The organism is Pseudomonas parasichuanensis, assembly GCF_021601385.1.
GTDB lineage: Bacteria > Pseudomonadota > Gammaproteobacteria > Pseudomonadales > Pseudomonadaceae > Aquipseudomonas > Aquipseudomonas parasichuanensis.
Window position 1 is genome coordinate 21,784 of record NZ_BQHO01000012.1, and the last position, 23,803, is coordinate 45,586.

At 62.3% G+C, this 23,803-nt stretch carries 25 protein-coding genes; 8 read left to right on the forward strand and 17 right to left on the reverse strand.

Features of this window, described 5'->3' with window-relative positions; all coding sequences use genetic code 11:
• Positions 1–20: 20 nt before the first annotated feature.
• From glpD to L6D77_RS11860, 4 genes are all read right to left on the reverse strand, one after another.
• The gene (gene glpD, locus L6D77_RS11845; protein ID WP_232883358.1) at positions 21–1,553 is read right to left on the reverse strand and encodes a glycerol-3-phosphate dehydrogenase; all 1,533 of its coding nucleotides are present in this window, start codon (positions 1,551–1,553) and stop codon (positions 21–23) included.
• Between the two features lie 503 nt (positions 1,554–2,056).
• A complete protein-coding gene (gene glpR, locus L6D77_RS11850) occupies positions 2,057–2,812 on the reverse strand; it encodes a DNA-binding transcriptional repressor GlpR (RefSeq protein WP_232883359.1) in 756 nt (251 codons plus the stop codon).
• Positions 2,813–2,945: 133 nt separating this feature from the next.
• Positions 2,946–4,445 carry a glycerol kinase GlpK gene (gene glpK / locus L6D77_RS11855; protein WP_232883360.1) on the reverse strand — a complete coding sequence of 500 codons (1,500 nt, stop codon included), beginning with the start codon at positions 4,443–4,445 and terminating at the stop codon, positions 2,946–2,948.
• A gap of 66 nt (positions 4,446–4,511) precedes the next feature.
• Positions 4,512–5,363, reverse strand: coding sequence for an MIP/aquaporin family protein (locus L6D77_RS11860; protein WP_125462848.1), 852 nt, complete (start codon positions 5,361–5,363; stop codon positions 4,512–4,514).
• A 305-nt stretch (positions 5,364–5,668) separates the two neighbouring features.
• On the opposite strand from L6D77_RS11860, the gene ybaK reads away from it, so the two are divergent.
• Entirely contained in the window at positions 5,669–6,139 is a 471-nt protein-coding gene (gene ybaK / locus L6D77_RS11865) for a Cys-tRNA(Pro) deacylase (protein ID WP_232883361.1), read from the forward strand.
• A 457-nt stretch (positions 6,140–6,596) separates the two neighbouring features.
• Positions 6,597–7,376 (forward strand): PhzF family phenazine biosynthesis protein, encoded by a 780-nt coding sequence (locus L6D77_RS11870; RefSeq protein WP_232883362.1) that lies wholly within the window; start codon positions 6,597–6,599, stop codon positions 7,374–7,376.
• Positions 7,377–7,423: 47 nt separating this feature from the next.
• On the opposite strand, the gene L6D77_RS11875 is transcribed toward L6D77_RS11870, so the two are convergent.
• Entirely contained in the window at positions 7,424–8,533 is a 1,110-nt protein-coding gene (locus L6D77_RS11875) for an ABC transporter ATP-binding protein (RefSeq protein WP_232883363.1), read from the reverse strand.
• Entirely contained in the window at positions 8,530–9,450 is a 921-nt protein-coding gene (gene argF, locus L6D77_RS11880; RefSeq protein WP_232883364.1) for an ornithine carbamoyltransferase, read from the reverse strand. Before argF ends, L6D77_RS11875 begins: the two co-directional genes overlap by 4 nt.
• 364 nt (positions 9,451–9,814) lie before the next feature.
• Between argF and L6D77_RS11885 the strand changes: the two genes are divergently transcribed.
• On the forward strand, positions 9,815–11,923 hold the full coding sequence (locus L6D77_RS11885) for a molybdopterin oxidoreductase family protein (RefSeq protein WP_232883365.1): 2,109 nt from the start codon (positions 9,815–9,817) through the stop codon (positions 11,921–11,923).
• Positions 11,924–12,014: 91 nt separating this feature from the next.
• The gene (gene grxD, locus L6D77_RS11890; protein ID WP_110995142.1) at positions 12,015–12,350 is read left to right on the forward strand and encodes a Grx4 family monothiol glutaredoxin; all 336 of its coding nucleotides are present in this window, start codon (positions 12,015–12,017) and stop codon (positions 12,348–12,350) included.
• Positions 12,351–12,524: 174 nt separating this feature from the next.
• On the opposite strand, the gene bfr is transcribed toward grxD, so the two are convergent.
• Positions 12,525–12,998: a bacterioferritin gene (bfr, locus tag L6D77_RS11895; RefSeq protein ID WP_232883366.1), complete on the reverse strand. Its 474-nt coding sequence runs from the start codon at positions 12,996–12,998 to the stop codon at positions 12,525–12,527.
• Positions 12,999–13,198: 200 nt separating this feature from the next.
• Entirely contained in the window at positions 13,199–13,420 is a 222-nt protein-coding gene (locus tag L6D77_RS11900; protein WP_110995144.1) for a bacterioferritin-associated ferredoxin, read from the reverse strand.
• A gap of 215 nt (positions 13,421–13,635) precedes the next feature.
• On the opposite strand from L6D77_RS11900, the gene L6D77_RS11905 reads away from it, so the two are divergent.
• Entirely contained in the window at positions 13,636–14,238 is a 603-nt protein-coding gene (locus L6D77_RS11905; protein WP_023629028.1) for a peroxiredoxin, read from the forward strand.
• Between the two features lie 127 nt (positions 14,239–14,365).
• Here L6D77_RS11905 and rnt read toward each other — a convergent pair whose 3' ends face one another.
• Together rnt and pyrC are read right to left on the reverse strand one after the other, a co-directional pair.
• A complete protein-coding gene (gene rnt / locus L6D77_RS11910; RefSeq protein WP_232883367.1) occupies positions 14,366–15,040 on the reverse strand; it encodes a ribonuclease T in 675 nt (224 codons plus the stop codon).
• Positions 15,037–16,083 carry a dihydroorotase gene (pyrC, locus tag L6D77_RS11915; RefSeq protein ID WP_232883368.1) on the reverse strand — a complete coding sequence of 349 codons (1,047 nt, stop codon included), beginning with the start codon at positions 16,081–16,083 and terminating at the stop codon, positions 15,037–15,039. Before pyrC ends, rnt begins: the two co-directional genes overlap by 4 nt.
• Positions 16,084–16,213: 130 nt before the next feature.
• Here pyrC and L6D77_RS11920 point away from each other — a divergent pair, with 130 nt between their 5' ends.
• Positions 16,214–17,185: a flagellar protein MotY gene (locus L6D77_RS11920; RefSeq protein WP_232883369.1), complete on the forward strand. Its 972-nt coding sequence runs from the start codon at positions 16,214–16,216 to the stop codon at positions 17,183–17,185.
• A 128-nt stretch (positions 17,186–17,313) separates the two neighbouring features.
• Positions 17,314–18,531, forward strand: coding sequence for an argininosuccinate synthase (locus tag L6D77_RS11925; protein ID WP_194789295.1), 1,218 nt, complete (start codon positions 17,314–17,316; stop codon positions 18,529–18,531).
• Positions 18,532–18,578: 47 nt separating this feature from the next.
• On the opposite strand, the gene L6D77_RS11930 is transcribed toward L6D77_RS11925, so the two are convergent.
• Complete coding sequence (locus tag L6D77_RS11930) at positions 18,579–19,118, reverse strand: hypothetical protein (RefSeq protein WP_232883370.1); 540 nt, start codon at positions 19,116–19,118, stop codon at positions 18,579–18,581.
• Positions 19,119–19,494: 376 nt separating this feature from the next.
• On the opposite strand from L6D77_RS11930, the gene L6D77_RS11935 reads away from it, so the two are divergent.
• On the forward strand, positions 19,495–20,121 hold the full coding sequence (locus L6D77_RS11935) for a response regulator transcription factor (protein ID WP_110995496.1): 627 nt from the start codon (positions 19,495–19,497) through the stop codon (positions 20,119–20,121).
• A gap of 41 nt (positions 20,122–20,162) precedes the next feature.
• Here the strand turns inward: L6D77_RS11935 and L6D77_RS11940 are convergent, their stop codons facing one another.
• The 6 genes from L6D77_RS11940 to L6D77_RS11965 all read right to left on the reverse strand — a co-directional run bounded on the left by L6D77_RS11940 (position 20,163) and on the right by L6D77_RS11965 (position 23,747).
• On the reverse strand, positions 20,163–20,339 hold the full coding sequence (locus L6D77_RS11940) for a PA3496 family putative envelope integrity protein (RefSeq protein ID WP_167409855.1): 177 nt from the start codon (positions 20,337–20,339) through the stop codon (positions 20,163–20,165).
• Positions 20,340–20,443: 104 nt separating this feature from the next.
• Positions 20,444–21,082, reverse strand: coding sequence for an endonuclease III (nth, locus tag L6D77_RS11945; protein WP_232883371.1), 639 nt, complete (start codon positions 21,080–21,082; stop codon positions 20,444–20,446).
• 4 nt (positions 21,083–21,086) lie between these two features.
• On the reverse strand, positions 21,087–21,611 hold the full coding sequence (locus L6D77_RS11950; protein WP_232883372.1) for an Rnf-Nqr domain containing protein: 525 nt from the start codon (positions 21,609–21,611) through the stop codon (positions 21,087–21,089).
• Positions 21,604–22,218 carry an RnfABCDGE type electron transport complex subunit G gene (locus L6D77_RS11955; protein WP_232883373.1) on the reverse strand — a complete coding sequence of 205 codons (615 nt, stop codon included), beginning with the start codon at positions 22,216–22,218 and terminating at the stop codon, positions 21,604–21,606. The genes L6D77_RS11950 and L6D77_RS11955 overlap by 8 nt, the downstream gene beginning before the upstream one ends.
• Positions 22,215–23,186, reverse strand: coding sequence for an RnfABCDGE type electron transport complex subunit D (locus L6D77_RS11960; RefSeq protein WP_232883374.1), 972 nt, complete (start codon positions 23,184–23,186; stop codon positions 22,215–22,217). Before L6D77_RS11960 ends, L6D77_RS11955 begins: the two co-directional genes overlap by 4 nt.
• A gap of 12 nt (positions 23,187–23,198) precedes the next feature.
• Positions 23,199–23,747, reverse strand: coding sequence for an Rnf-Nqr domain containing protein (locus L6D77_RS11965; protein ID WP_232883375.1), 549 nt, complete (start codon positions 23,745–23,747; stop codon positions 23,199–23,201).
• Between the last annotated feature and the right edge of the window lie 56 nt (positions 23,748–23,803).

Consider the following 23,803-nt stretch of genomic DNA (forward strand, 5'->3'; position numbering starts at 1 on the left):
GCGCCTTGGTTTGGCGGCCCTCAGGCCGCATGAACCGATGCGCGGCACTCCCGGGCGTGCGCCAGGTAATCGACCAGTGCCTGCTGTTCGGCAGCACTGGTGAACAGGCCCAGCTTGGTGCGGCGCCAGAGGATATCGTCGGCGCCGACCGCCCACTCCTGGCTGCACAGGTAGTCCACTTCGCGGGTGAACAGGCCGCCGCCGATGGCCTGGCCCAGGTCCTCGGGGCCATTCACGCCCTCGAGCAGGCGCCAGACGCGGCTGCCGTAAGTCACAGCCCAGCGCTTGGCGATATCCAGTGGTAGCCAGGCATGGCTGGCCAGCACGGCGTCCACCAGGGCCTGCACGCTGGTCATGCTCTCGCCACCCGGCAGCGGCGCGTCGGCGGTCCAGCTGCCGCGCATCTGGGTGAAGAACGGCTTGAGCTCGGCCATCGCCGATTCGGCCAGTTTGCGGTAGGTGGTGAGCTTGCCGCCGAATACCGACAGCAGTGGCGCTTCACCTGCTGCAGCGGACAGCGCCAGGGTGTAGTCGCGGGTCACCGCCGACGGGTTGTCCGACTCGTCGTTGCACAGCGGGCGTACGCCGGAGTAGGTGTGCAGGATGTCGGCGCGGCTCAGTTGGTGGTTGAAGTGTTCGTTGACCACTTTGAGCAGGTAGTCGGTCTCCTGCTCGGTGATTGTTACCTTGGCCGGGTCGCCGCTGTACTCGCGGTCGGTGGTGCCGATCAGAGTGAAACGCTCCAGATACGGAATGCAGAAGACGATGCGCTGGTCTTCGTTCTGCAGGATATAGGCGTGCTCGCCCTCGTACAGGCGCGGCACGATCAGGTGGCTGCCTTGGATCAGGCGGATGCCGTAAGGCGCGTCGAGCTTGAGGTCGTCCTTGATGAAGCTGGCCACCCAGGGGCCGGCGGCGTTGACCAAGGCGCGGGCGCGGATGGTCTGCAGGCTGCCGTCGGCATGTTGCAGCTCCACTTCCCAGATGCCCTCGACCCGTTCGGCACGCAGGCAGCGGGTGCGGGTGTGGATGTGCGCGCCTTTCTCGCGGGCGGCCATGGCATTGAGTACAACCAGGCGCGCGTCGTCTACAGCGCAGTCTGCGTATTCGAAACCGCGGGTGATGGCCGGCTTGAGCGGATAGCCCGGGCCGAAACGCAGGCTGCGCGAGGCACCCAGGCGCTTGCGCTTGCCCAGGTGGTCATACAGGAACAGGCCGGCGCGGATCATCCAGGCCGGGCGCAGGTGCGGTTGGTGCGGCAGGACGAAGCGCATCGGCTTGACGATGTGCGGGGCCTTGGCCAGCAGCACTTCGCGCTCGGCGAGTGCTTCGCGCACCAGGCGGAATTCGTAATGTTCGAGGTAGCGCAGGCCACCGTGGATCAGCTTGCTGCTGGCCGAAGAGGTGTGCCGGGCCAGGTCGTCCTTTTCGCAAAGGAACACCTTCAGGCCGCGCCCGGCAGCGTCTGCCGCGATGCCCACGCCATTGATGCCGCCGCCGATCACGGCGAGGTCGTAGCAGTCGAGAGGGGTGGGCGAAACGGGCTGGGACACGGCAAGGCCTCCTGGGCTGTTCATATCGAATATGAACATTAATGTTCGTTTGCGAAAATACTAGCGCAATGAACAGGCGGCCGCCAGTGAGTCTTTATAGAAAAAACTGATCGGATGACAATTAAATGAACATTTTCGAAAAAGGTGGGTGATCGGTTCGAATATTGTAGTGGCGCTGAAATCAAGCGCCGCCCGCGCGGCGCATCGCTGGCAAGCCAGCTCCCACATCTGTTTCGGGCCAGTCACTCCTGTGGTTTCATCGCTGTCCGCCTTGTTTTTACGACGCGATATTGAGGTGTGCACTACCGGCGCCTCACCCGTCTTGAGACATGCACCAAGGCGTGTAGCGATACCTTCACAGGACTAATTGGCCCGAAATAAATGTGGGAGCGGGCTTGCCCGCGATGCGCCGCGCGGGCGGCGCTCGATCTTCAGAGCGCTGCACATCTGTCGCCATGCACCTGATGGCCTACATGCAATCGCAAGGCAGGCCCCTGCCAGTCTCAAACCACCTCGAGGCGGATCTTGTACTGGTTGAGCAGCTGGGTCAGGGCTGGGTTGGGGGCCTGATCGGTCACCAGGCAGTCCACCAGGCTGATCGAGCCCAGGCGCACCATGGCGTTGCGCCCGAACTTGCTGGAGTCTGCGGCGAGGATCACCTGGCGGGCATTGGCGATGATCGCCTGGGACACCCGCACTTCCTGGTAATCGAAGTCCAGCAGGCTGCCGTCCTCGTCGATGCCGCTGATGCCGACCACGGCGAAGTCGACCTTGAACTGGCTGATGAAGTCGACGCTGGCCTGGCCCACCACGCCGCCGTCACGCCTCACCGTGCCACCGGCCACCAGCACTTCGAAATCGTCCTTGGCACCAAGGATCGCCGCCACGTGCAGGTTGTTGGTGATGATCTTCAGGTGGTTGTGATTGAGCAGCGCCCGGGCGATGGATTCGGTGGTGGTGCCGATGTTGATGAACAGCGAGGCATGGTCGGGGATCTGCCGGGCCACGGCTTCGGCAATGCGCTGTTTCTCGTCGCGCATCTGGTCGGCGCGCATGGCGTAGGCGGTGTTCTCGATGCTCGAGTCGTAAGCCGCGCCACCGTGGTAGCGGCGTAGCAGGTTGGCCTCGGCGAGCTGGTTGATATCGCGGCGGATGGTCTGCGGGGTGACGACGAACAGCTGCGCCATTTCCTCGATGCTGACATAGCCGCGCTCGCGGACCAGCTCGAGGATTTGTTGTTGGCGTGGAGGCAGATTCATGGGCGGTCCTTGGGGGCAGCCGGACAAATTCTGCAATGATGCCGTAGGAAGGGGAGTAGGACCAGCCTGGGGTTTTGCGCAAACGATCGCGGGGCAAGTCGCTGCTGCGACTTGCCCCGCGATGGTCTGATGATCAGGCGTCGTGGTCTTCCCAGTCACGGGTGCGATCCACGGCCTTGCGCCAGCCTTTGTACAGCTTCTCTTTTTCCGCTTCATCCAGCTGCGGGCTGAACTCGCGTTCGATGATCGCTTTATCGCGCAGCTCGTCCAGGCCGCTCCAGAAACCGCAGGCCAGGCCGGCCAGGTAGGCGGCGCCGAGGGCAGTGGTTTCGCGCATTTTCGGGCGCTCGACGCAGGTGCCAAGGATGTCGGCCTGGAACTGCATGAGGAAGTTGTTGGCCACCGCACCGCCATCCACGCGCAGTTCACTCAGGCGCTGGCCGCAATCCTGCTGCATGGCGTCGAGCACGTCGCGGGTCTGGTAGGCAATCGACTCCAGTGCGGCGCGGATGATGTGGTCGACTTTCACGCCGCGGGTCAGGCCGAACAGCGCACCACGGGCATAGGGGTCCCAGTACGGCGCGCCAAGACCGGTGAAGGCCGGCACCAGGTACACGCCGTTGCTGTCCTTGACCTTGCTGGCGAAGTACTCGGTGTCGTAGGCGTCGTTGATGATCTTCAGTTCGTCACGCAGCCACTGCACGGTGGAGCCGCCGTTGAACACGGCGCCTTCCAGGGCATAGGCCACTTCGCCGCGCGGGCCGCAGGCGATGGTGGTGAGCAGGCCGTGGGACGAAGCGACGGCCTTGTCACCGGTGTTCATCAGCAGGAAGCAGCCGGTGCCGTAGGTGTTCTTGGCCTGGCCGGGCTCCACACACATCTGGCCGAACAGCGCCGATTGCTGGTCGCCGGCGATACCGGCGATTTTGATGCCGCTCTTGGTCTGGCCATAGACTTCCGACGACGGGCGCACTTCGGGCAGCATCTGCCGCGGGATGCCGAGGATGTCCAGCAGCTTCTCGTCCCAGGCCAGCGTATGGATGTTGAACATCAAGGTGCGCGAGGCATTGGTGTAGTCGGTGACATGCACCTTGCCGCCGGAGAACTTCCAGATCAGCCAGGTATCGATGGTGCCGAACAGCAGCTCGCCGCGCTCGGCGCGCTCGCGAACACCTTCGACGTTGTCGAGGATCCACTTGAGCTTGGTGCCGGAGAAGTAGGGGTCGGTGACCAGGCCGGTGGTTTCGCGGATGTACTGTTCGTGGCCGTCACGCTTGAGCTGGGCACAGATCTCGGTGCTGCGGCGGCACTGCCAGACAATGGCGTTGTATACCGGGCGGCCGGTTTCCTTGTCCCACACCACGGTGGTTTCACGCTGGTTGGTGATGCCGATGGCGGCTACCTGGGCGTGGCTGATACCGGCCTGGGCCAGGGCTTCGACCATGGTCGCGCTTTGCGTGGCGAAGATTTCCATCGGGTCGTGCTCGACCCAGCCGGCTTGCGGGTAGTGCTGGGCGAACTCGCGCTGCGACGTGCCGACCACATTGGCGTCGCGGTCGAAGATGATGGCCCGAGAACTGGTGGTGCCCTGGTCGAGGGCGATGATGTAGTTCTTATCCAGGGTGTCTGTCATGTCGATGGCCTTGCACGAAATAGGAGTAGATCAGGGCGTGGCGGGCATTTGTGCCCGGCGCTGGCGTCAGGAAACCTGGGCATCACCCTGAGGATTATCGTCTGTCTGTGGCTTCTCGGCTTCTGCCGTCGGCAGGTTGCGGGCAATCAGGCCGCGGTACAACGCCGCACCAAGGCTGGCGCCGAGAATCGGTGCGAACACCGGAACCAGGAAATAGGGAATGTCACGGCCGCCAGTAAAGGCGATGTCGCCCCAGCCGGCCAGGAAGGTCATCAGCTTGGGCCCGAAATCTCGCGCCGGGTTCATCGCGAAGCCGGTCAGCGGGCCCATGGCGCTGCCGATCACTGCAATCAGCAGGCCGATCAGCAGCGGGGCGGTGGCACCGCGGGGCAGGCCGTTGTTGTCGTCGGTCAGGGCCATGATCACGGCCATCAGGATGGCGGTGATGATCACTTCGACCAGGAACGCCTGGCCGGTGGACAGCGCCGGGTGCGGGTAAGTGGAGAATACCGAGGCCAGTTCCAGGCTGGCCTGGCTGCCACGCAACATGGCATGGGCCTGTTCGAAATCGAAGAACAGGTTGCTGTACAGCGTGTAAACGAGCGCGGCGCCACAGAACGCACCGCACACCTGGGCGAGGATGTAGAACGGCAGTTTGCGCTTGTCGAAACCGGCGAACAGGGTGAGGGCGATGCTCACTGCCGGGTTGAGGTGCGCGCCGGAAACGCCGGCGGTGAGGTAGATCGCCATGCTCACGCCGACCCCCCAGATGATGCTGATTTCCCACAGGCCGAAGCTGGCGCCGGCGACCTTGAGGGCGGCGACACAGCCTGTGCCGAAGAAGATGAGCAGCGCGGTGCCGAGGAACTCGGCCATGCATTGGGCGGAAAGCGTTGGTTGGCGTAGAGCAGTCGTCATGTATGACCTCGGTTCTTGTTGTTGTGAGGCGCAGTGCGCTCGACAGCAAAAAAGCCCGGAGTCGATCCCCATTGACGCCGGGCGGGTGCAGGAAGTGCACCTTATAGGTGCACCATGTATTCAGAAACGAAAAAATATAGACAAGAAACGCTGATGTCAAAGGTCGAAAGTGAACGGTTGGCCACAATTTGACTGAGAGGCCTGCCTACGAACCGCGGGCCGCCGCTCTGGCCCGCGGGTGTGCTGGCTGGTCGGGGGGATTTGCCCTACAGTAGCCGGCGACCTGTGATCGCCTGGAGCCATCGATGACCCCCGCCCTGGACCTACTGAAAAAGGCGCGCGCCGAGTACCGCGTGCACAGTTACGAACATGACCCGAAGACTGCTTCCTATGGCTTGGAAGCGGCTGAAAAGCTCGGCCTTGACCCGCTGCGGGTGTTCAAGACGCTGCTGGCCAGCAGCGAGAAGGACGAATTGCTGGTGGCGGTGGTGCCGGTGGTCGGCACTCTCGATCTGAAGGCGCTGGCCCATGCGGCGGGGGTGAAGAAGTGTGAAATGGCCGACCCGCAGGCAGCCCAGCGGGCTACAGGCTACCTGGTGGGGGGCATCAGCCCGCTGGGGCAGAAGAAGCGTCTGCGCACCTTCATCGACGCGTCCGCGCAACAACATGAAACCATTCACGTCAGCGCTGGCCGCCGTGGCCTGGAAGTTGAACTGGCAGCGGCGGTGCTGGCTGAGCACACAAAAGGCCAGTTCGCGCAGATCGGCCGAGGATGAGCTGTGCCTGGTCTTGCAAACCTGCACATGACGCATTGCTTCGGCAGGGCCCTGCAGGAGCGGCTTTAGCCGCGAACACCGGCAGAGCCGGTGCCAGCCACCGCGTTGCCTGATTCGCGGCTAAAGCCGCTCCCACCCCTGACGGGCTCGCGCATTCTCTGTAGGAGCGGCCTTGTGCCGCGAAAGGGCTGCATAGCAGCCCCAGCCATTTGTGGCGCATCACAGGTCTAGGGGCCGCTTCACGGCCCTTTCGCGGCACGAGGCCGCTCCTGCAGAAAATTGCGCAAGACAGTTGCTCCACAGGGTTCGCAGCGAACTTGAAGCATCAGTTCAATGCGCGATGGCATAGCCACCCGCATGATCTGTATGGTCACAAAAAGCCGCACTCTGTCACTGTTCGCCCGGCGAGCCTTGCCCCATGCTCGGCCCTCCACAACAAGGACAGAAGGACCGTGCCATGCAGTTGCACTTCCATCAGGTCGACGCGTTCAGCGACCGACCCTTCGCCGGCAACCCCGCCATGGTCTACCACCTGGAACAGTGGCTCGACGAGGCGCTGATGCAGCAGATCGCTGCCGAGCACAACCTTGCCGAGACCGCGTTCGTGGTGGCAGAGGGCGACGGCTACCGGATCCGCTGGTTCACCCCGAGTACCGAAGTGCCGCTGTGCGGTCATGCCACGCTGGCCAGCGCGTATGTGCTCTTCGAGGTGTACGGCGAGCACAAGGCGCGGCTGGACTTCCAGAGCCAGTCGGGGCCGCTGAGCGTCAGCCGTGAAGGCGACCGCTTGTGGCTGGACTTCCCGCGCATTGATTCGCAGCCAGTGGTTGAGCCGTTGCCGGTTGCCGAGGCACTAGGGTGCGAGGTGCTGGAAGTACGCCAGAGCAAGGAGCTGTTCGTGGTATTGCCGTCGGAGCAGGCGGTGCGTGATTGCACGCCGGACATGGCTGCGGTGGCGCGCCTGCCCGGGCTTGGCGTGATTGTGACGGCGCCCGGCGCCAGGCATGACTTTGTATCGCGCTACTTTGCCCCGGCAATCGGCATCCCCGAAGACCCGGTGACCGGTTCCACCCATTGCCTGCTCATCCCGTACTGGGCCGAACGCCTGGGTAAAACCGAGTTGAGTGCTTTCCAGTGCTCGGCGAGGGGCGGTGAGCTGTTCTGCCGACTGGAGGGTGACCGGGTGAAGATCGGCGGCCATGCCAGGCGGGTGGCAAGCGGTACCTTGACCCTGTGATTGCAGGCCATCGTGGGGCCAACTGGCCCCGCGATGGCTTGCGCGTTTCAGAGCGCCGAGCTGACCCGACGCACGCCGTTCTCCTGGCGTGGCAGCTGCGCGGCAACGCTGCCAGGCACCGGGAACAGCACCAGGTGGTCGGCCGCCACGGCGATGCCGATGTTCTGGCCAACCTGATGGTCGATGTGGCTGGGGAAGATCGCTTCGAGCTGGCTGCCGGTGGGCAACTGCAGGCGATACAGGGTCGAGGCACCGAGGAAACTCTTGCCGATGATCTGCGCACGCAGGTCGCCTTCAGGCGCATGGATGATGTCGTCCGGGCGCAGCAACACGTCCACCGAGCTGCCCGGGGCCATGGTGTAGGCGCGATTGCCCCGCAGCTCGCCGAGTTCGGTGGCCACCGCCTCGTGGCTGCTCATCTGGCCGCGGATGAAATAACCCTGGCCGACGAAGCTGGCAACGAAAGGGGTCTGCGGCTCGTGGTAGAGGTTGTAGGGGGTATCCCACTGCTCCAGGCGGCCTTCCTTGAACACGCCAACGTGATCACTGACGGCGAAAGCTTCTTCCTGGTCGTGGGTGACCAGGATGGCGCTGGTGCCACGGCTCTTGAGGATGTCACGCACTTCATGGCTGAGGCGCCTGCGCAGTTCGACGTCCAGGTTGGAGAACGGCTCGTCGAGCAGCAGCAGTTGCGGCTCCGGCGCCAGCGCGCGGGCCAGGGCGACCCGCTGTTGCTGGCCGCCGGACAATTCGTGCGGGTAGCGCCCGCCGAGGCCACCCAGCTTGACCAGCTCGAGCATCTCCTCGACCACGGCCGCCTGTTGCGGGTGCTTGCCGATGCCGAAGGCGATGTTCTGCGCCACGGTCAGGTGGGGGAACAGCGCGTAGTCCTGGAACACCATGCCGATCCGGCGTTTCTCCGGTGCCAGGGTGAAGCCTGCGCGGGAGATGACCTCGCCGGCCAGCTGGATCTCGCCTTCATGCACTGGCTCGAAACCGGCGATGGCGCGCAGTGTGGTGGTCTTGCCGCAGCCGGAGGAGCCCAGCAGGCAACCGATGTCGCCTGCGTTCAAGTGCAGGTTGAGGTTCTGGACGATGCGCTGCTCGCCGTAGCCGCAGGCGAGGTTGCGCAGGTTGAGCAGTAGGGGTTGACTCATGCGTGGTGGTAAGCCGGTTCTACAAGGAATTCGAGAAGGGCCTTCTGCGCATGCAGGCGGTTCTCAGCTTGGTCCCAGGCGACCGAACGGGGGTCGTCGAGCAGGTCCTGGCTGATTTCCTCACCACGGTGGGCGGGCAGGCAGTGCATGAACAGGGCATCGGGTGCCGCCAGGTCGAGCAGTGCGCGGGTGACCTGGTAAGGCGCGAAATGCGCCAGGCGCCGTGCAGTTTCCTCTTCCTGGCCCATGGAAGTCCAGACATCCGTGGTAACCAGGTGGGCGCCGCGTACGGCTTCCTTGGGGTCACGGATGATCTGCACACGGTCACCGCCCAGTTGCAGGAAGCGTGGATCGGGGTCGTAGCCTTCGGGGCAGGCGATGCGCAGCTGGAAGTCGAACTGGCGAGCGGCTTCGATATACGAGTTGCACATGTTGAAGCCATCACCGATCCAGGCCACGGTCTTGCCCTGGATCGAGCCGCGGTGTTCGAGGAAGGTCTGCATGTCGGCCAGCAGCTGGCAGGGGTGCGACTCGTCGGACAGGCCGTTGATCAGCGGCACCCGCGAATGGGCGGCGAATTCGGTGAGGGTGCTGTGGGCGTGGGTGCGGATCATGACCGCATCGACCATGCTCGACAGCACGATGGCGCTGTCGGCGATCGGTTCGCCGCGGCCCAGCTGGGTGTCACGTGGCGACAGGAAGATGGCCTGGCCGCCGAGCTGGATCATGCCGGCTTCGAACGATACCCGGGTACGGGTCGAGGATTTTTCGAAGATCATCCCCAGCACGCGGTTCTTCAGGGGCTCGAACAGCACGCCACGCTTGCGCAGGTCCTTCAGCTCGATGCCTCGGCGGATCACACCGAGCAATTCGTCGGTGGTGAAATCCAGCAGGGAGAGAAAGTGCCTAGCGCTCATGATTGACTACCTTATCTGCAACGGTGTGCAGGTCGACCGTATGGGTTTTGTTGACAACGGGAGAGACCTGCGGCGTAAGCCGCACGGGGCGGACGGAATAGGGAAAGGCGCAATACTATAATTAAATGTCGCCTCAAACCAAGAGGGGAAACAGTGTCTCTTTATCAGCGGGTGTCGTAACCCGCTGCAGGCGCGCTGTTTTTTATTTGCTACAGGGGTTGTACACGGCCAGGCGCGCGTTTGGCAAACCCGCTGTCGCGAATCGTGGGCCTGATGTCGGCTGATTCACGCCGCGAAGGGCGCTGGTGAGCCTGGCAGGGGCGGCGCATAGTCGAAGGCCCAGAACAATACGGCAGAGGCGGCCATGACCAAGACCCTGCATCACCGAGCCTGTCACCTGTGCGAGGCCATCTGCGGCCTGAACATCGAAGTGAGCCATGAAGCCAACGGCCGGGCGCGGATCAGCTCGATCAAGGGCGACCCGCAGGACCCGTTCAGCCGTGGGCATATCTGCCCCAAGGCTGTTGCCCTGCAGGATATCCAGGAAGACCCCGACCGCCTGCGCCAGCCCCATCGGCGTATCGGCAACCAGTGGCAGCCGATTGGCTGGGACGAGGCGTTCACGCTCGCCGCCGAGCGCCTCTGGGCGGTGCAGCAGGCCCATGGGCACAACGCCGTGGCGGTGTATCAGGGCAACCCCAGCGTGCACAACTATGGGCTGATGACCCACAGCAACTACTTCCTCGGGCTGCTCAAGACGCGCAACCGCTTCTCTGCCACCTCGGTCGACCAGTTGCCCCAGCACCTGACCAGTCACCTGATGTATGGCCATGGCTTGCTGCTGCCGATCCCGGACATCGATCACACCCGCTTCATGTTGATACTCGGTGGCAACCCGCTGGCCTCGAACGGCAGCATCATGACGGTGCCGGATGTGGAGAAGCGGCTGAAGGCGCTGAAGGCCAGGGGCGGGCGCCTGGTGGTGGTCGACCCGCGGCGCAGCGAAACTGCTGCGATGGCCGATCAGCACCTGTTCATCCGCCCCGGTGGCGATGCGGCGCTTTTGGCTGCGCTGCTGCATACCCTTTTCACAGAGAACCTCGCCAGCGGCTCGCACCTGCCGGTCAACGGGCTGGAGCGGGTACGGCAAGCCATCGCGCCGTTCGATGCCGAGGCGATGAGCGGGCTCTGCGGTATCCCGGCGCGGGACATCCGTCAATTGGCCCGGGATTTCGCCGCTGCCGGGCAGGCGGTGTGCTATGGCCGCATGGGCGTGTCCACCCAGGCTTTTGGTTCGCTGTGCCACTGGCTGGTGCAACTGATCAACCTGGTCACCGGCAACCTCGACCGTGAAGGCGGAGCCCTCTGTACCCAACCTGCGGTAGATCTGGTGGCCAGCACCTCGGGCGGGCATTTCAACCAATGGCAGAGCAGGGTCTCGGGCCTGCCGGAGTATGGCGGTGAGCTGCCGGTTTCAGCGCTGGCCGAAGAGATCCTCGAGCCGGGCGAAGGGCAGGTACGGGCGCTGGTGACCGTTGCGGGCAACCCGGTGTTGTCCACGCCCAATGGGCGGCGCCTGGATCAGGCATTGGACGGGCTCGACTTCATGCTCAGCATCGACCTGTACATCAACGAGACCACCCGCCATGCCGACCTGATCCTGCCCTCGACCTCGGCGCTGGAAAACGACCATTACGACTCCACTTTCAATCTGCTGGCGGTACGCAATGTGACCCGTTTCAACCGGGCGATCCTGGCCAAGCCCGAGGGGGCGTTGCACGACTGGGAGATTTTCGTCGGCCTGGCCAAGGCCTTTGCGGCGCGCGCCCAGGCCGAACTGAAGGCGACCATGCCGCCGGCACAGATGATCGACTACGCGCTGCGCAAGGGGCCCTATGGCGATGCGTCTGCCTGGAAGCTGTCATTGCAAACCCTTGACCAGCATCCCCATGGCCTCGACCTGGGGCCGCTGGCGCCGAACCTCGCGGGTCGCTTGCGCACTGCCAGCCAGGCGATCGAGGCAGCACCCATGGCCTTGCTCGAAGACCTGCAGCGGCTTGCCCGGCAATTGCCGCCCGAGCCTGGCCAGTTGTTGCTGATTGGCCGTCGCCATGTGCGCAGCAACAATTCGTGGATGCACAACTTCCATCGGCTGGTAAAAGGCAAGCCGCGCCATCAGTTGCTGATGCACCCGAGCGACCTGCAACAACGTCAACTGCAGGACGGCCAGACGGTACGCGTGCGTTCACGTACCGGTGTGCTCGACGTACAGGTTCAGGCCAGTGAAGAGATGATGCCGGGCGTGGTCAGCCTGCCCCATGGTTACGGGCATGGGCGCCAGGGCGCCCAGTTGCAGGTGGCCAGCGCGCAACCCGGGGTGAGCGCCAATGACCTGACCGACGAGCGCCTGCGTGATGGTGTTTCCGGCAATGCGGCACTTAATGGCGTACCGGTGCAGGTGGAGGCCGCTTAGAGGCCGGCAAGGCCGAGCATGCCGCTCGGGTTTCCGATACAATGCGTCACCGTGCCGACAACCAAGTCGGAAAGTTCAGCCGAGGTGCTTCATGGATATCATCGAAACAATCAAAGAGCAGATCGCCAACAACACCATTCTGCTTTACATGAAAGGCTCGCCGAATGCCCCGCAGTGCGGCTTTTCGGCCAAGGCATCGCAAGCGGTGATGGGCTGTGGCGAGAAGTTCGCCTACGTCGACATCCTGCAGAACCCGGAAATCCGCGCCAACCTGCCCAAGTACGCCAACTGGCCAACCTTCCCGCAACTGTGGGTGGCCGGTGAGCTGGTCGGCGGTAGCGACATCATGCTGGAAATGTTCGAAAAGGGTGAGCTGCAAGCCCTGATCAAGGACGCGGCTGCCAAGGCCAAGGCCTCCGAGGCCTGATTCCAGCGTTAGTTCGCCGGAATGCAAAAGCCCCGCATATGCGGGGCTTTTTGTTGCCTGTAGGAGCGGCCTTGTGCCGCGAAAGGACCGCGCAGCGGGCCCTGGCAAAGCCTCTCCCACAGGCCCAATAAAAAAGCCCCGCACTTGGCGGGGCTTTGGCGTATCTGGCGAGCGTTACTCTTCGCCCATCTGCGACTGCAGGTAGTTCTCGAGGGTGATCTTGTCGATCAGGCCCAGCTGGGTTTCCAGCCAGTCGATGTGCTCTTCCTGGTCTTCGAGGATGTCTTCGAGCACATCGCGCGAGCCGAAGTCGCCTGCCGTTTCACAGTGGGCGATGGCGGCTTTCAGGTCGGCGTGGGCTTTTTTCTCAAGCTTCAGGTCGCACTCGAGCATCTCTTTGGTGTGCTCGCCGATCATCAGCTTGCCCAGGTCCTGGACATTGGGGATGCCTTCGAGGAAGAGGATGCGCTTGATCAGCTTGTCAGCGTCCTTCATCGCCTGGATGGACTCTTTGTACTCGAGTTTGCCGATCTTGTTCAGGCCCCAATCTTCGTACATGCGCGCGTGCAGGAAGTACTGGTTGATTGCGACCAGCTCGTTTCCGAGGATCTTGTTGAGATGCTGGATGACGCTTACGTCGCCTTTCATGATGGGGTCCTGCCCTGTAGAAGTTGAGCCAATGAAAACAAGTTTGAGCCCGACAACTACCTATGTCAAACCTAAGTGATTGAATAATAAGTGAAAATTAATCGGAATAAGAATGTTTGTGAAACGCGTTAGGGCGCTAACTTATTGAAATACAGGTATAAAAAAACCGGGCACTGGGCCCGGTTCTTCGAAATTCATTTTTACGCCGCGTTGAATTCAACGGGGTAGGGGAGCGCAGCCTGTTGGCTGAGTTGCAGCTCGGTCAGCGTCTCACGCACCACCTGTTTGGCGAGGCAGGCGCATTTACCGCATTGGCTGGCGACGTTGGTGGCGGCGCGGACATCCTTGTAGCTGCAGCATCCTTCGTAGATCGCATCGCGGATCTGTCCATCGGTGACACCGACACAGAGACACACATACATAAAGGCTGACCATTACGGTTGGATTCGATGGGTTGGAGAGTAATGGTAATGAGAATGCTTGTCAAAGCACTTTCTGAAAGGGCCGTCCTTGAGCGACCGATGGTAGAGATTCGGCCTGTCACCAGAAGCCGTGTATGATGGTCGGCCTTTGCCGGATCCGGGGGAACTCACTTGAGCCCGGGCAAGGTTTTTCACCCCTCATCAGGAGAAATCGAATGAGCGTACTCGTTGGTAAACAAGCCCCTGACTTCACCGTTCCAGCCGTGCTGGGCAACGGCGAAATCGTCGACAGCTTCAACCTGGCCTCGGCCATCAAAGGCAAGTACGGCCTGGTGTTCTTCTACCCGCTGGACTTCACCTTCGTTTGCCCGTCCGAGCTGATCGCCCTGGACAACCGTATCCCTGACTTCCAGGCCCGCAACGTGGAAGTGATCGGCGTGTCGATCGACTCGCACTTCACCCACAACGCCTGGCGTAACACCCCGGTCAACAACGGCGGCATCGGCCAGGTCAAATACACCCTGGCAGCCGACATGACCCACGAAATCTGCAAGGCCTACGATGTCGAGTCCGAAGGCGGCGTGGCCTTCCGTGGCGCCTTCCTGATCGACACCAACGGTGTTGTCCGTTCGCAGATCGTCAACGACCTGCCACTGGGCCGCAACATGGACGAGCTGCTGCGCCTGGTCGACGCCCTGCAATTCCACGAAGAGCACGGCGAAGTCTGCCCGGCCAACTGGAAAAAAGGCGACAAGGGCATGAACGCTTCGCCGGAAGGCGTTGCCGCTTACCTGAGCGAGAACGCTGGCAAGCTGTAATTGTCGAGCGCATAAAAAAACCGGCCCTGGTGGCCGGTTTTTTTATGCTTCAAGTTTCAAGCTGCAAGCGTCAAGAAAAAGCACTGCGTACGCGGGTTGCTCTTTCTTGTCGCTTGAAGCTTGCGGCTTAGTCGTTGAAATCGCGCCAGCCGCCCATTTCTTTCCAGCGGTTGACGATGCCGCAGAACAGCTCGGCGGTCTTCTCGGTGTCGTAGCGCGCCGAGTGCGCCTCGCGGCCATCGAAGTCGATGTCGGCGCTCTGGCAGGCCCGTGCCAGCACGGTCTGGCCGTATGCCAGGCCGGCCAGTGTTGCGGTGTCGAAGCTGGAGAAGGGGTGGAACGGGTTGCGCTTGAGGTCGTGGCGGGCCACGGCGGCATTGAGGAAGCCCAGGTCGAAGCTGCTGTTGTGGCCGACCAGGATCGCCCGCTTGCAGCCGTTGGCCTTGAGTGCCTTGCGCACGCCGCGGAAGATGTCGGTGAGCGCGCTTTCTTCACTCACTGCCATGCGCAGTGGGTGGTCCAGCTTGATCCCGGTGAATTCCAGGGCGGCCTGCTCGATGTTGGCACCTTCGAACGGTTCGACCCGGAAGAAGTAGGTGTGCTCGGGGAACAGGAAGCCTTTTTCGTCCATGCCGATGGTCACCGCGGCGATTTCCAGCAGGGCGTCGGTGGCGCTGTTGAAGCCGCCCGTCTCGACATCCACCACTACCGGCAGATAACCGCGGAAGCGTTCGGCCATTGGATGGCGCGAGCCGCTGCTGACCTGGCTGTCCTGATCGTCGTCGTAGAGGTCTTCGCTCACGCGTTTTCCTCCAGCAGGCGCCAGCGCAGTTTTTCACCGGCGCGCAGTGGGATCACGGTGTTGTCGCCGAACGGCAGGCTGGCGGGAGCCGTCCATTCTTCACGCACCAGGGTGATGGTGTCGGTGTTGCGCGGCAAGCCGTAGAAGTCCGGGCCATGCTTGCTGGCAAAGCCTTCGAGCTTGTCCAGCGCATTGCGCTGTTCGAATGCCTCGGCATACATCTCGATGGCGGCGTAGGCGGTGTAGCAGCCAGCGCAGCCGCAGGCGGCTTCCTTGGCGTGCTGGGCGTGGGGGGCGGAGTCGGTGCCGAGGAAGAACTTCGGGTTGCCACTGGTGGCCGCGTCCAGCAACGCCACCTGGTGGGTGTTGCGCTTGAGGATCGGCAGGCAATAGAAGTGCGGGCGGATGCCGCCGACCAGCATGTGGTTGCGGTTGTACAGCAGGTGCTGGGCGGTGATGGTCGCGCCGACGTTGGCCGGGGCCTCGGTGACGAACTGCGCGGCGTCACTGGTGGTGATGTGCTCGAAGACCACCTTCAACGTGGGGAAGCGCTCGACCAGGCGGCGCATGTGCTCGTCGATGAAGCGCTTCTCACGGTCGAACACGTCGATCTCGCTGCGCGTCACTTCACCATGCACCAGCAGGGGCAGGCCGGTTTCGGCCAGGGCCTCGATCGCCGGGAAGATGTTGTCGATGCTGGTCACGCCGGAATCGGAGTTGGTGGTGGCGCCGGCCGGGTATAGCTTGGCGGCGTACACGATGCCGCTGGCCTTGGCCGCGCGGACATCGTCGGCGCTGGTGCGGTCGGTGAGGTAGAGCACCATCAGCGGCTGGAAGTTGCTGCCGGCCGGACACGCTGCGAGGATGCGCTCACGGTAGGCGCCGGCTTCGGCGGCGTTGCGCACCGGGGGCACGAGGTTGGGCATGATGATGGCACGGGCGAAGGTGCGCGCCACGTCGCCAACGGTATGTGGCAAGACGGCACCATCGCGCAGATGGATGTGCCAGTCGTCGGGGCGCAGGAGGGTCAGGCGATCGGACATTGGGGATTCCAGGCGGGTCGAACTCAGAAGCCAATGCTACCGGAAAACCCTTGGACGAGCACGGCTATCAAGTTTTCCAGCCAGCGTCCGATAGCGTTGATGTAAGCCGTCAGAATCTGTGGAGCCGCCCGTGCGCCAGCGTTACCTAGCCCTGTTCACCCTTGTCGCCAGCCTGCCGGCCGGGGCACTCACCTTCCAGACTCGCGTGGAGCATGTCACCTGGAATGTCGAGGGTGACCAGTTCGAATGCCGTCTGGTTCAGCCGATCGATGGTTTCGGCAGTGGCGAGTTCGTGCGCCGTGCCGGCGAGCTGCCGACCTTCCAGCTGCGCTCCAGCAGTAACGTGCTCGGTGCCGGGTCCGCCACGTTGTTGGCGGCAGCCGCACCGTGGCAGCCGGGCCGTGCCGACATCAATCTCGGGGCTGTGCGCATGGGCCGCACGGGTGTGCTGTTCACGTCCTCGCAAGGCCAGGCGAGCCGCTTGATCAATGGCTTGCTCGATGGTCGCAGCACGGTGGTGCGCAACTATGCCGGTGAAGGCGGGCGAGCCATGGAAGTGCGGGTGCTTCCGGTCAGTTTTGCCAAGGCCTACAGCGATTACCAGCTTTGTGCGAACAAGCTGCTGCCGATGAATTACGACCAGATTCGTCAGACCCAGGTCGGCTTCCCCGGCAGTGGTTTCGAGTTGGACAGCTCGGCGCGTGTACGCCTGGACGTGATTCTCGACTACCTGAAGGCCGACCCGACGGTCAATCACATCGAACTCGACGGCCACTCCGACAATAGTGGCAACCGCCTGACCAACCGTGACGCTTCGCGCCGTCGTGCCCTGGCGGTCGCCGAGTACTTCAAGGCGCATGGCATCGCCGAAGAGCAGATCACCGTGCGCTTCCATGGCGAGCGCTACCCCTTGGCCAAGAACAACAGCGCGGCCAACCGTGCGCGCAACCGTCGGGTCAACATCCAGCTCGATCGGGTGGCCCCGGTCGAGAAGCCGGTCCCGGCTGCAGCGCCGGCAGTTCCCGCTGCAGCGCCTGCGCCAGCGGCCACGACCACACCGGCAGCCGCACCGGTCCAGCAGGCTCCTGCCAAGCAGGGTTGAGTGCGACCACTGGTCGCGCTGTCGACAGTTCCTGTCGCTTTGTCGTCACAAGCTGTCGCCCCACTGTAATTTTTGCGGCAAGGCCGTTAGAATCGAAGGCTTTCCGTACAACCCCGTGGAGTGATGGCATGGCGGACGTAAAAAAGGTCGTACTGGCGTATTCCGGCGGCCTTGATACTTCGGTGATTCTCAAGTGGCTGCAGGACACTTACAACTGCGAAGTGGTGACCTTCACCGCTGACCTGGGTCAGGGCGAAGAGGTCGAGCCGGCCCGCGCCAAAGCCCAGGCAATGGGCGTTAAAGAAATCTACATCGATGACCTGCGCGAAGAATTCGTGCGTGACTTCGTGTTCCCGATGTTCCGCGCCAACACCGTCTACGAAGGCGAGTACCTGCTGGGTACCTCCATCGCTCGTCCGCTGATCGCCAAGCGCCTGATCGAAATCGCCAACGAAACCGGCGCCGACGCCATTTCCCACGGTGCCACCGGCAAGGGTAACGACCAGGTGCGTTTCGAGCTGGGTGCCTACGCGCTCAAGCCAGGCGTCAAGGTCATCGCCCCATGGCGCGAGTGGGACCTGCTGTCCCGCGAGAAGCTGATGGACTACGCCGAGAAGCACGGCATCCCGATCGAGCGTCACGGCAAGAAGAAGTCGCCGTACTCGATGGACGCCAACCTGCTGCACATCTCCTACGAAGGCGGTGTCCTGGAAGATACCTGGACCGAGCACGAGGAAGACATGTGGAAATGGAGCGTCTCGCCTGAGAACGCCCCGGACCAGGCCACCTACATCGAGCTGACCTACCGCAACGGTGACATCGTTGCCATCGATGGCGTCGAGAAGTCCCCGGCCACTGTGCTGGCCGACCTCAACCGCATCGGCGGCGCCAACGGTATCGGCCGTCTCGACATCGTCGAGAACCGCTACGTCGGCATGAAGTCCCGCGGCTGCTACGAGACCCCTGGCGGCACCATCATGCTCAAGGCCCACCGTGCCATCGAGTCGATCACCCTGGACCGCGAAGTCGCTCACCTGAAAGATGAGCTGATGCCGAAGTATGCCAGCCTGATCTACACCGGCTACTGGTGGAGCCCGGAGCGTCTGATGCTGCAGCAGATGATCGACGCCTCGCAGGTGAACGTGAATGGTGTGGTTCGCCTGAAACTGTACAAAGGCAATGTCGTGGTTGTCGGTCGCAAGTCGGACGACTCGCTGTTCGACGCCAACATCGCCACCTTCGAAGAAGATGGCGGCGCCTACAACCAGGCCGACGCTGCTGGCTTCATCAAGCTCAATGCACTGCGTATGCGCATTGCGGCCAACAAAGGCCGTTCGATGCTCTGAGCATCCAGCTGAAAAGAACCCGGCCCAGGCCGGGTTTTTTTTGGTCTTCAATCAGGGGCTTCGGCCTGATCGAACAGTGACTCGCTGCCCTCTTGCATAGGGCCTGCCGATAGATGAAAGCAAGCCCGGGTATCGAGGTTGTACAAGATCCAGCTGCGAGTAGTGGTGTGCGGACGATCGATCATGCGCAAGACGTGACAATCGAACATCTTGCGGCTCTCAGGCCCGGAGATGGCAATGATCATGGCATTTGTGCCTTCGCTGGCGTGCGCCGGGGGCGGGTTGAGCGGTGCTTGCACCTCTTGAATTTTCGTCGTCACGTTGAGGTTTGTTGCTGCCGAGGGTTGAACGGGGTGCAGGTTGTTGGGCGCGGGGTCATGTTGCTCCGGAGCGAATAACGACCCGGTATTGAAGTTCAGGGTGAGGAAGAACAACACTGTCAGGAAGAAGGGGAAGCCCACGAGGAACCAGGTATAGATGGTCTGGCTCTCTTCACTCAGAAAGGGCAGCGAAGCCAGGGCGGAGGCTTCGATGACACCGGCGAAGACGGCGATAAGCGTCAATGGGCTGAATGATTGGTTGGTCATGATGAGCGCCTGGGCATGCTTTGCTCATCAGTAGCCTGTTTGTGAATACTGAGTAACTGTGAGGGATTTCCCTCTCTGCAACTCCCGCTGCTCTTGGTTATCGACGTGCCGATATCTTGATTGAATAGTAGAAATTTCCTGCGCGACGTGTAACGCGTGTGCGCTTGGAGCCCGATGAGCAGGGTGCTAACTTGCGCACGACTACCACGGTCTTGGATGCATTAAATTCTGCGAAATAACCGCGCGTAGGAATATTCCTCAAAAATAGTAGGCGCCTTCCTTCGATGCATCTGCCAAGGAAACTGGCGCATGAATAATCGTTATGCTCGGTTGTCGCGGAGCATCAAAACTAAAATAACGAAATAATGGATATCGCATGAACAAAGTGCTGATCGTGGATGATCACCCGGTCATTCGCCTGGCGGTACGCATGTTAATGGAACGGCATGGATACGAGGTGATGGCGGAAACCGACAATGGGGTGGACGCGTTGCAGTTAACGCGGGAGCATCTGCCAGACATTGTCATTCTGGATATTGGAATTCCCAAACTGGATGGGCTCGAGGTCATTGCACGAATGACCTTGGCAAGCCCGGCAAGCAAGGTGCTGGTGCTGACTTCGCAGGCGCCGGGCCATTTTTCGATGCGCTGCATGCAGGCTGGGGCCGCGGGATATGTCTGCAAGCAACAGGAGCTGACCGAGTTGCTTAGTGCAATCAAGGCTGTTCTGTCGGGGTACAGCTACTTTCCCAATCAGGCGCTGCACAAGGGGCGCACAGGTGTGGGTGGTGGCAGCGAAGTTGAAATGGTCGAGCGTCTTTCCGGTAGGGAGATGATGGTGCTGCAGCAACTTGCACGGGGCAAGACCAACAAGGAAATTGCCGATAGCATGTTTCTCAGCAACAAGACAGTAAGTACTTACAAAACCCGGCTGCTGCTCAAACTCAATGCCCGTTCGCTGGTGGATCTCATCGAGCTGGCCCAGCGGCACGGTCTGGCCTGATCCTTCAAAAGCCTCCAGCGGGAGGCTTTTTCATGCCTGGGTTACAGGTCGTAATCGAAATCGGCCAGCTGTTTCTGCAGGCGGCGCTCTTCCAGCATATTGTCGATGGTCCGGCGCTTGCTGAGGTTGGTCTTGGCCACTTCAGGCTGAGGCTCAGCGTCTTCTTCTGCGTTTTGAAACTCGTCGTCGATAGCCAGGTCTTCTTTATCGGTGCTCATGCGTCACTCCAAGCCAAAGGGCCATTGGCCGTCCTTATAGCGGGATTCACCGAGCGGGTAAAAAAGATTTTTTCAATCGTAATGCCGGTATTTTCTCTATTGCCTCAATCGTCCGATGTCTTGTGCCTGTATTCACACAGGTCCTCGATACGGCAGCTGCCGCAGCGCGGCTTGCGTGCCTGGCAGACATAGCGGCCATGCAGGATCAACCAGTGATGGGCGTCGAGCAGGTAGTCCTTGGGCACGAACTTGAGCAGCTTCTTCTCCACCTCCAGGACGGTCTTGCCCGGTGCGATACCGGTGCGGTTGCTCACCCGGAAGATATGGGTGTCAACGGCCATTGCGAGCTGGCCAAAGGCCGTGTTGAGCACGACGTTGGCGGTCTTGCGGCCTACCCCGGGCAAGGCTTCGAGCGCCTCGCGGGTTTCGGGCACCACGCTACCATGCTGCTCCACCAGCAGCCGACAGGTCTCGATGACGTTCTTGGCCTTGCTGTTGTATAGCCCGATCGTCTTGATGTACTCACTCAGGCCATCCACCCCCAAGGCATGAATCGCCTCTGGTGTGTTGGCTACGGGGAACAGGCGGGCGGTGGCCTTGTTGACCCCCACATCGGTTGCTTGCGCCGAGAGAATCACGGCAATCAGCAGTTCGAAAGGTGTGGTGTAGGCCAGCTCGGTCTTTGGCTCGGGGTTGTCTTCGTGCAGCCTGCGAAAAATCTCCAGGCGTTTTGCGGCATTCATGGGGTCAACGCGTTCCTTGACGATGTGCAGTGGTGGGCTCGGGGCGCAGCCGATTGTACAAGCCCAGGAGAAGGCCGAGCAGTATCAGTGCGCCCGGCGCCAGATGAGTGATGTGCAAACCTGGGCTGCCGGCCAGGGCTTGGCGGCAGATGGCCAGAGCCAGGCCGGCCGCCACCAGGCTTGCAAGGCCAATGAGCAGAGCGCGCCAGCGGCCGGTTTGCGGTAGCAGGCTTTCGATGGCCAGGCATTGCAGGGCCAGCAGTGCGGGGTAGTGGCCAAGCACGAGCGCCATGGGTAGCGCCCAGGCCTGCAGCCCGAGTTGCAGGCAAGTGGTTAGCGCGGCGGCCAGTACCATGGACATCCACGCCTGCATGGCGGGCTCGAGATGGTCGCGTAGCGTAACCATGAGCAGTTGGTGCGCAAGTATCAGCACGCTCATGCAGGCCAGCATCGTCAAGGCCTGTACGACCGTCCCGGTCGTGCCAATCAAGGGTGCCAGGCAAACGCTCAGCAACCAGTGCCTATTCATGTGAGTTCTCCCCGAGCAACGAGGTACGGTGTTGATCGAAGTAGCGCAGGGCATCCTGCACCGCGTCGATCACTGCCCGCGACGTGACTGTCGCGCCAGCCAATTGGTCGAACGCGCCTCGGTCCCGCTTGAGCGCCCAGGCCTGCTCGGGCGGGGCGTCGTGGGCCTTGCCGATGAACTGATCCAACCAGTGGCGTGCGGGATTGACCAGTTGGTCGCCCAGCCCGGGGCTTTCCTGCTGGCGAAGTACGCGCAGCCCGATCAAGCGGCCTTGAATGTTGATGGCAATGACCAGTTCGATCGGTCCGCCATATCCTGGCACCTCGCTGTGCAGCATGACGGCGACGGGCTTGTTGGCCAGGCTGGCGCGATAGCCTGCCAGCAGCCGGCTGTGTTGCAACCGATTGTCGGTCAGCGCCAGGGGCTGCTGGAGTGGCCGGTTGTCGTAGCTGCCCTCTGGCAGCGCGGCCAGCCACTCGCGTTCTTGCAGCAAGCGCTGGGCTTCGTGGATGGGGCCTGCGGTCCAGTGTTGCCAGGCCAGGCAGGCAGCCAGCGTCAGTGCCGTCACCGATGACAGCAGCAGGATGCTGCGCGCTCGTCTGTTCATGTGGGCACCGCTTGGCGACGCTCGGCCCAGCGGTCCAGCGCCGGGGCGCAGAGATTCATCAGCAGGATTGCAAAGGCGGTCCCGTCTGGCACGCTTCCCCAGCTACGCAGCAGGTAGATCAGCAAACCTGCTCCGATACCGAACAACAGGCGGGCCAGCGGACGTTTGCACCCGGAGATGGGCTCGGTACAGATGAAAAACGCTGCCAGCATGGTTGAGCCAGAGAGCAGGTGCAGCAAAGGTGAACCATTGGAGTCGGAGCCCGACCCGTTCCAGGCCAGCAGGCTGAATATCAGGAGCCCGCCGAGCAGGCCGGCAGGGGCGTGCCAGCTGAACACCTTGCGCTGCAACAGGTACAGTCCGCCCAGCAGGAATGCCAGGTTCACCCATTCGCTGCCTCGCCCGCCCAGGTGGCCGAAGGCCGGATGCGTTGCAAACAGTTCATCGATGGTCAGGCTGCGATTGTGTCGCAGGGTATCCAGTATCGTCGGGCTGGCCCAGGCGTCGATCTGCTCGCTGGTCGTGAAGCTCAGGTGCAGGCTGTCGAGCAGGCCTGGCGTCTGACCGGGCCAGTGATTCATCTGCAGCGGGAAACTCAGCAGGGCGAAGGCATAGCCAATCATGGCCGGGTTGAACAGGTTGCGCCCGACGCCGCCGAAGGCCTGCTTGCCCAACCCTATGGCAACAGTGGTTGCGGCTACCGGTAGCCACCAGGGGGCCTGGCTGGGCAATGCCACCGCCAGCAGCACCGCGCTGACCAGTGCGCTGCCGTCTTCCAGTGCCGGTCGAACAGCTTGCCTGCGCCAGGTCAGTAGCAGTGCCTCTGTCGCCAGTGCGGTACTGGCGCACAGTAGCAGGTTGATCAGTACCCCCCAGCCGTGCAGCCAGAACAGCGCCAGCAAGCCCGGCACACAGGCCAGCAAGACCTGGCCCATGGCGTTGCGCAGGCGTGGGTCAGGCAGTGGCATGGGTTTGCAGGCTCATGGTGTGAATAGTCCGCTGAGGCCGGAGAGCGCCATGGCCATCACGCCAGCGCCGATCAGCTCGATAGGCAGGCCACGCAGGGCCAGCGGAATATCCGCATGGCGGCTGCGTTCACGCAGGTCGGCGAACAGCAGCAGGGCTAGCCAGAAGCCCAGCCCGCCGGCCACGCCCCAGGCCAGCGCTTGCCATCCGCCGCTGCCATCGCTGCCAAGCTGCAACAGCAAGCCTAGCACCGCGACATTGCCCAGCAGTAACCTTTGCAGGCCCTCCACAGGCCAGCCAGGTCGCACACGGCTTAGCAGTTGCGGCAGGCCCCAGGCCAGCATCGCCAGCAGTGGCAACAAGAGGAACAGGCGCAAGTCCTGCAGTTGCAGGGGGGCCAGGATATATTGCTGGAGCAGCAGCCCGGCGGGCAGGGCAAGGCAGATCAGTAACGCGCTGCACAGTCCGAGCACTTGCAGCCGGTCGCGCTCGATCGGGTCGGGTTGCAACATCAGGTTGTTGACCAGCGCAGCGCTGACCAGGACCAGGATGTAGTCGCTCATGAAATGCCTGCCGCCTGAGGATGCCGTGATTATCCGGCAGCGGCCGCTGGATGGAA

Coding starts and splice junctions, on each gene's coding strand:
- glpR (WP_232883359.1), bottom strand. CDS start 2,812: ATGAATCTGCCTCCACGCCAACAACAAATCCTCGAGCTGGTCCGCGAG.
- glpK (WP_232883360.1), bottom strand. CDS start 4,445: ATGACAGACACCCTGGATAAGAACTACATCATCGCCCTCGACCAGGGC.
- L6D77_RS11860 (WP_125462848.1), bottom strand. CDS start 5,363: ATGACGACTGCTCTACGCCAACCAACGCTTTCCGCCCAATGCATGGCC.
- ybaK (WP_232883361.1), top strand. CDS start 5,669: ATGACCCCCGCCCTGGACCTACTGAAAAAGGCGCGCGCCGAGTACCGC.
- L6D77_RS11870 (WP_232883362.1), top strand. CDS start 6,597: ATGCAGTTGCACTTCCATCAGGTCGACGCGTTCAGCGACCGACCCTTC.
- L6D77_RS11875 (WP_232883363.1), bottom strand. CDS start 8,533: ATGAGTCAACCCCTACTGCTCAACCTGCGCAACCTCGCCTGCGGCTAC.
- argF (WP_232883364.1), bottom strand. CDS start 9,450: ATGAGCGCTAGGCACTTTCTCTCCCTGCTGGATTTCACCACCGACGAA.
- L6D77_RS11885 (WP_232883365.1), top strand. CDS start 9,815: ATGACCAAGACCCTGCATCACCGAGCCTGTCACCTGTGCGAGGCCATC.
- grxD (WP_110995142.1), top strand. CDS start 12,015: ATGGATATCATCGAAACAATCAAAGAGCAGATCGCCAACAACACCATT.
- bfr (WP_232883366.1), bottom strand. CDS start 12,998: ATGAAAGGCGACGTAAGCGTCATCCAGCATCTCAACAAGATCCTCGGA.
- L6D77_RS11900 (WP_110995144.1), bottom strand. CDS start 13,420: ATGTATGTGTGTCTCTGTGTCGGTGTCACCGATGGACAGATCCGCGAT.
- L6D77_RS11905 (WP_023629028.1), top strand. CDS start 13,636: ATGAGCGTACTCGTTGGTAAACAAGCCCCTGACTTCACCGTTCCAGCC.
- pyrC (WP_232883368.1), bottom strand. CDS start 16,083: ATGTCCGATCGCCTGACCCTCCTGCGCCCCGACGACTGGCACATCCAT.
- L6D77_RS11925 (WP_194789295.1), top strand. CDS start 17,314: ATGGCGGACGTAAAAAAGGTCGTACTGGCGTATTCCGGCGGCCTTGAT.
- L6D77_RS11930 (WP_232883370.1), bottom strand. CDS start 19,118: ATGACCAACCAATCATTCAGCCCATTGACGCTTATCGCCGTCTTCGCC.
- L6D77_RS11935 (WP_110995496.1), top strand. CDS start 19,495: ATGAACAAAGTGCTGATCGTGGATGATCACCCGGTCATTCGCCTGGCG.
- L6D77_RS11940 (WP_167409855.1), bottom strand. CDS start 20,339: ATGAGCACCGATAAAGAAGACCTGGCTATCGACGACGAGTTTCAAAAC.
- nth (WP_232883371.1), bottom strand. CDS start 21,082: ATGAATGCCGCAAAACGCCTGGAGATTTTTCGCAGGCTGCACGAAGAC.
- L6D77_RS11950 (WP_232883372.1), bottom strand. CDS start 21,611: ATGAATAGGCACTGGTTGCTGAGCGTTTGCCTGGCACCCTTGATTGGC.
- L6D77_RS11955 (WP_232883373.1), bottom strand. CDS start 22,218: ATGAACAGACGAGCGCGCAGCATCCTGCTGCTGTCATCGGTGACGGCA.
- L6D77_RS11960 (WP_232883374.1), bottom strand. CDS start 23,186: ATGCCACTGCCTGACCCACGCCTGCGCAACGCCATGGGCCAGGTCTTG.
- L6D77_RS11965 (WP_232883375.1), bottom strand. CDS start 23,747: ATGAGCGACTACATCCTGGTCCTGGTCAGCGCTGCGCTGGTCAACAAC.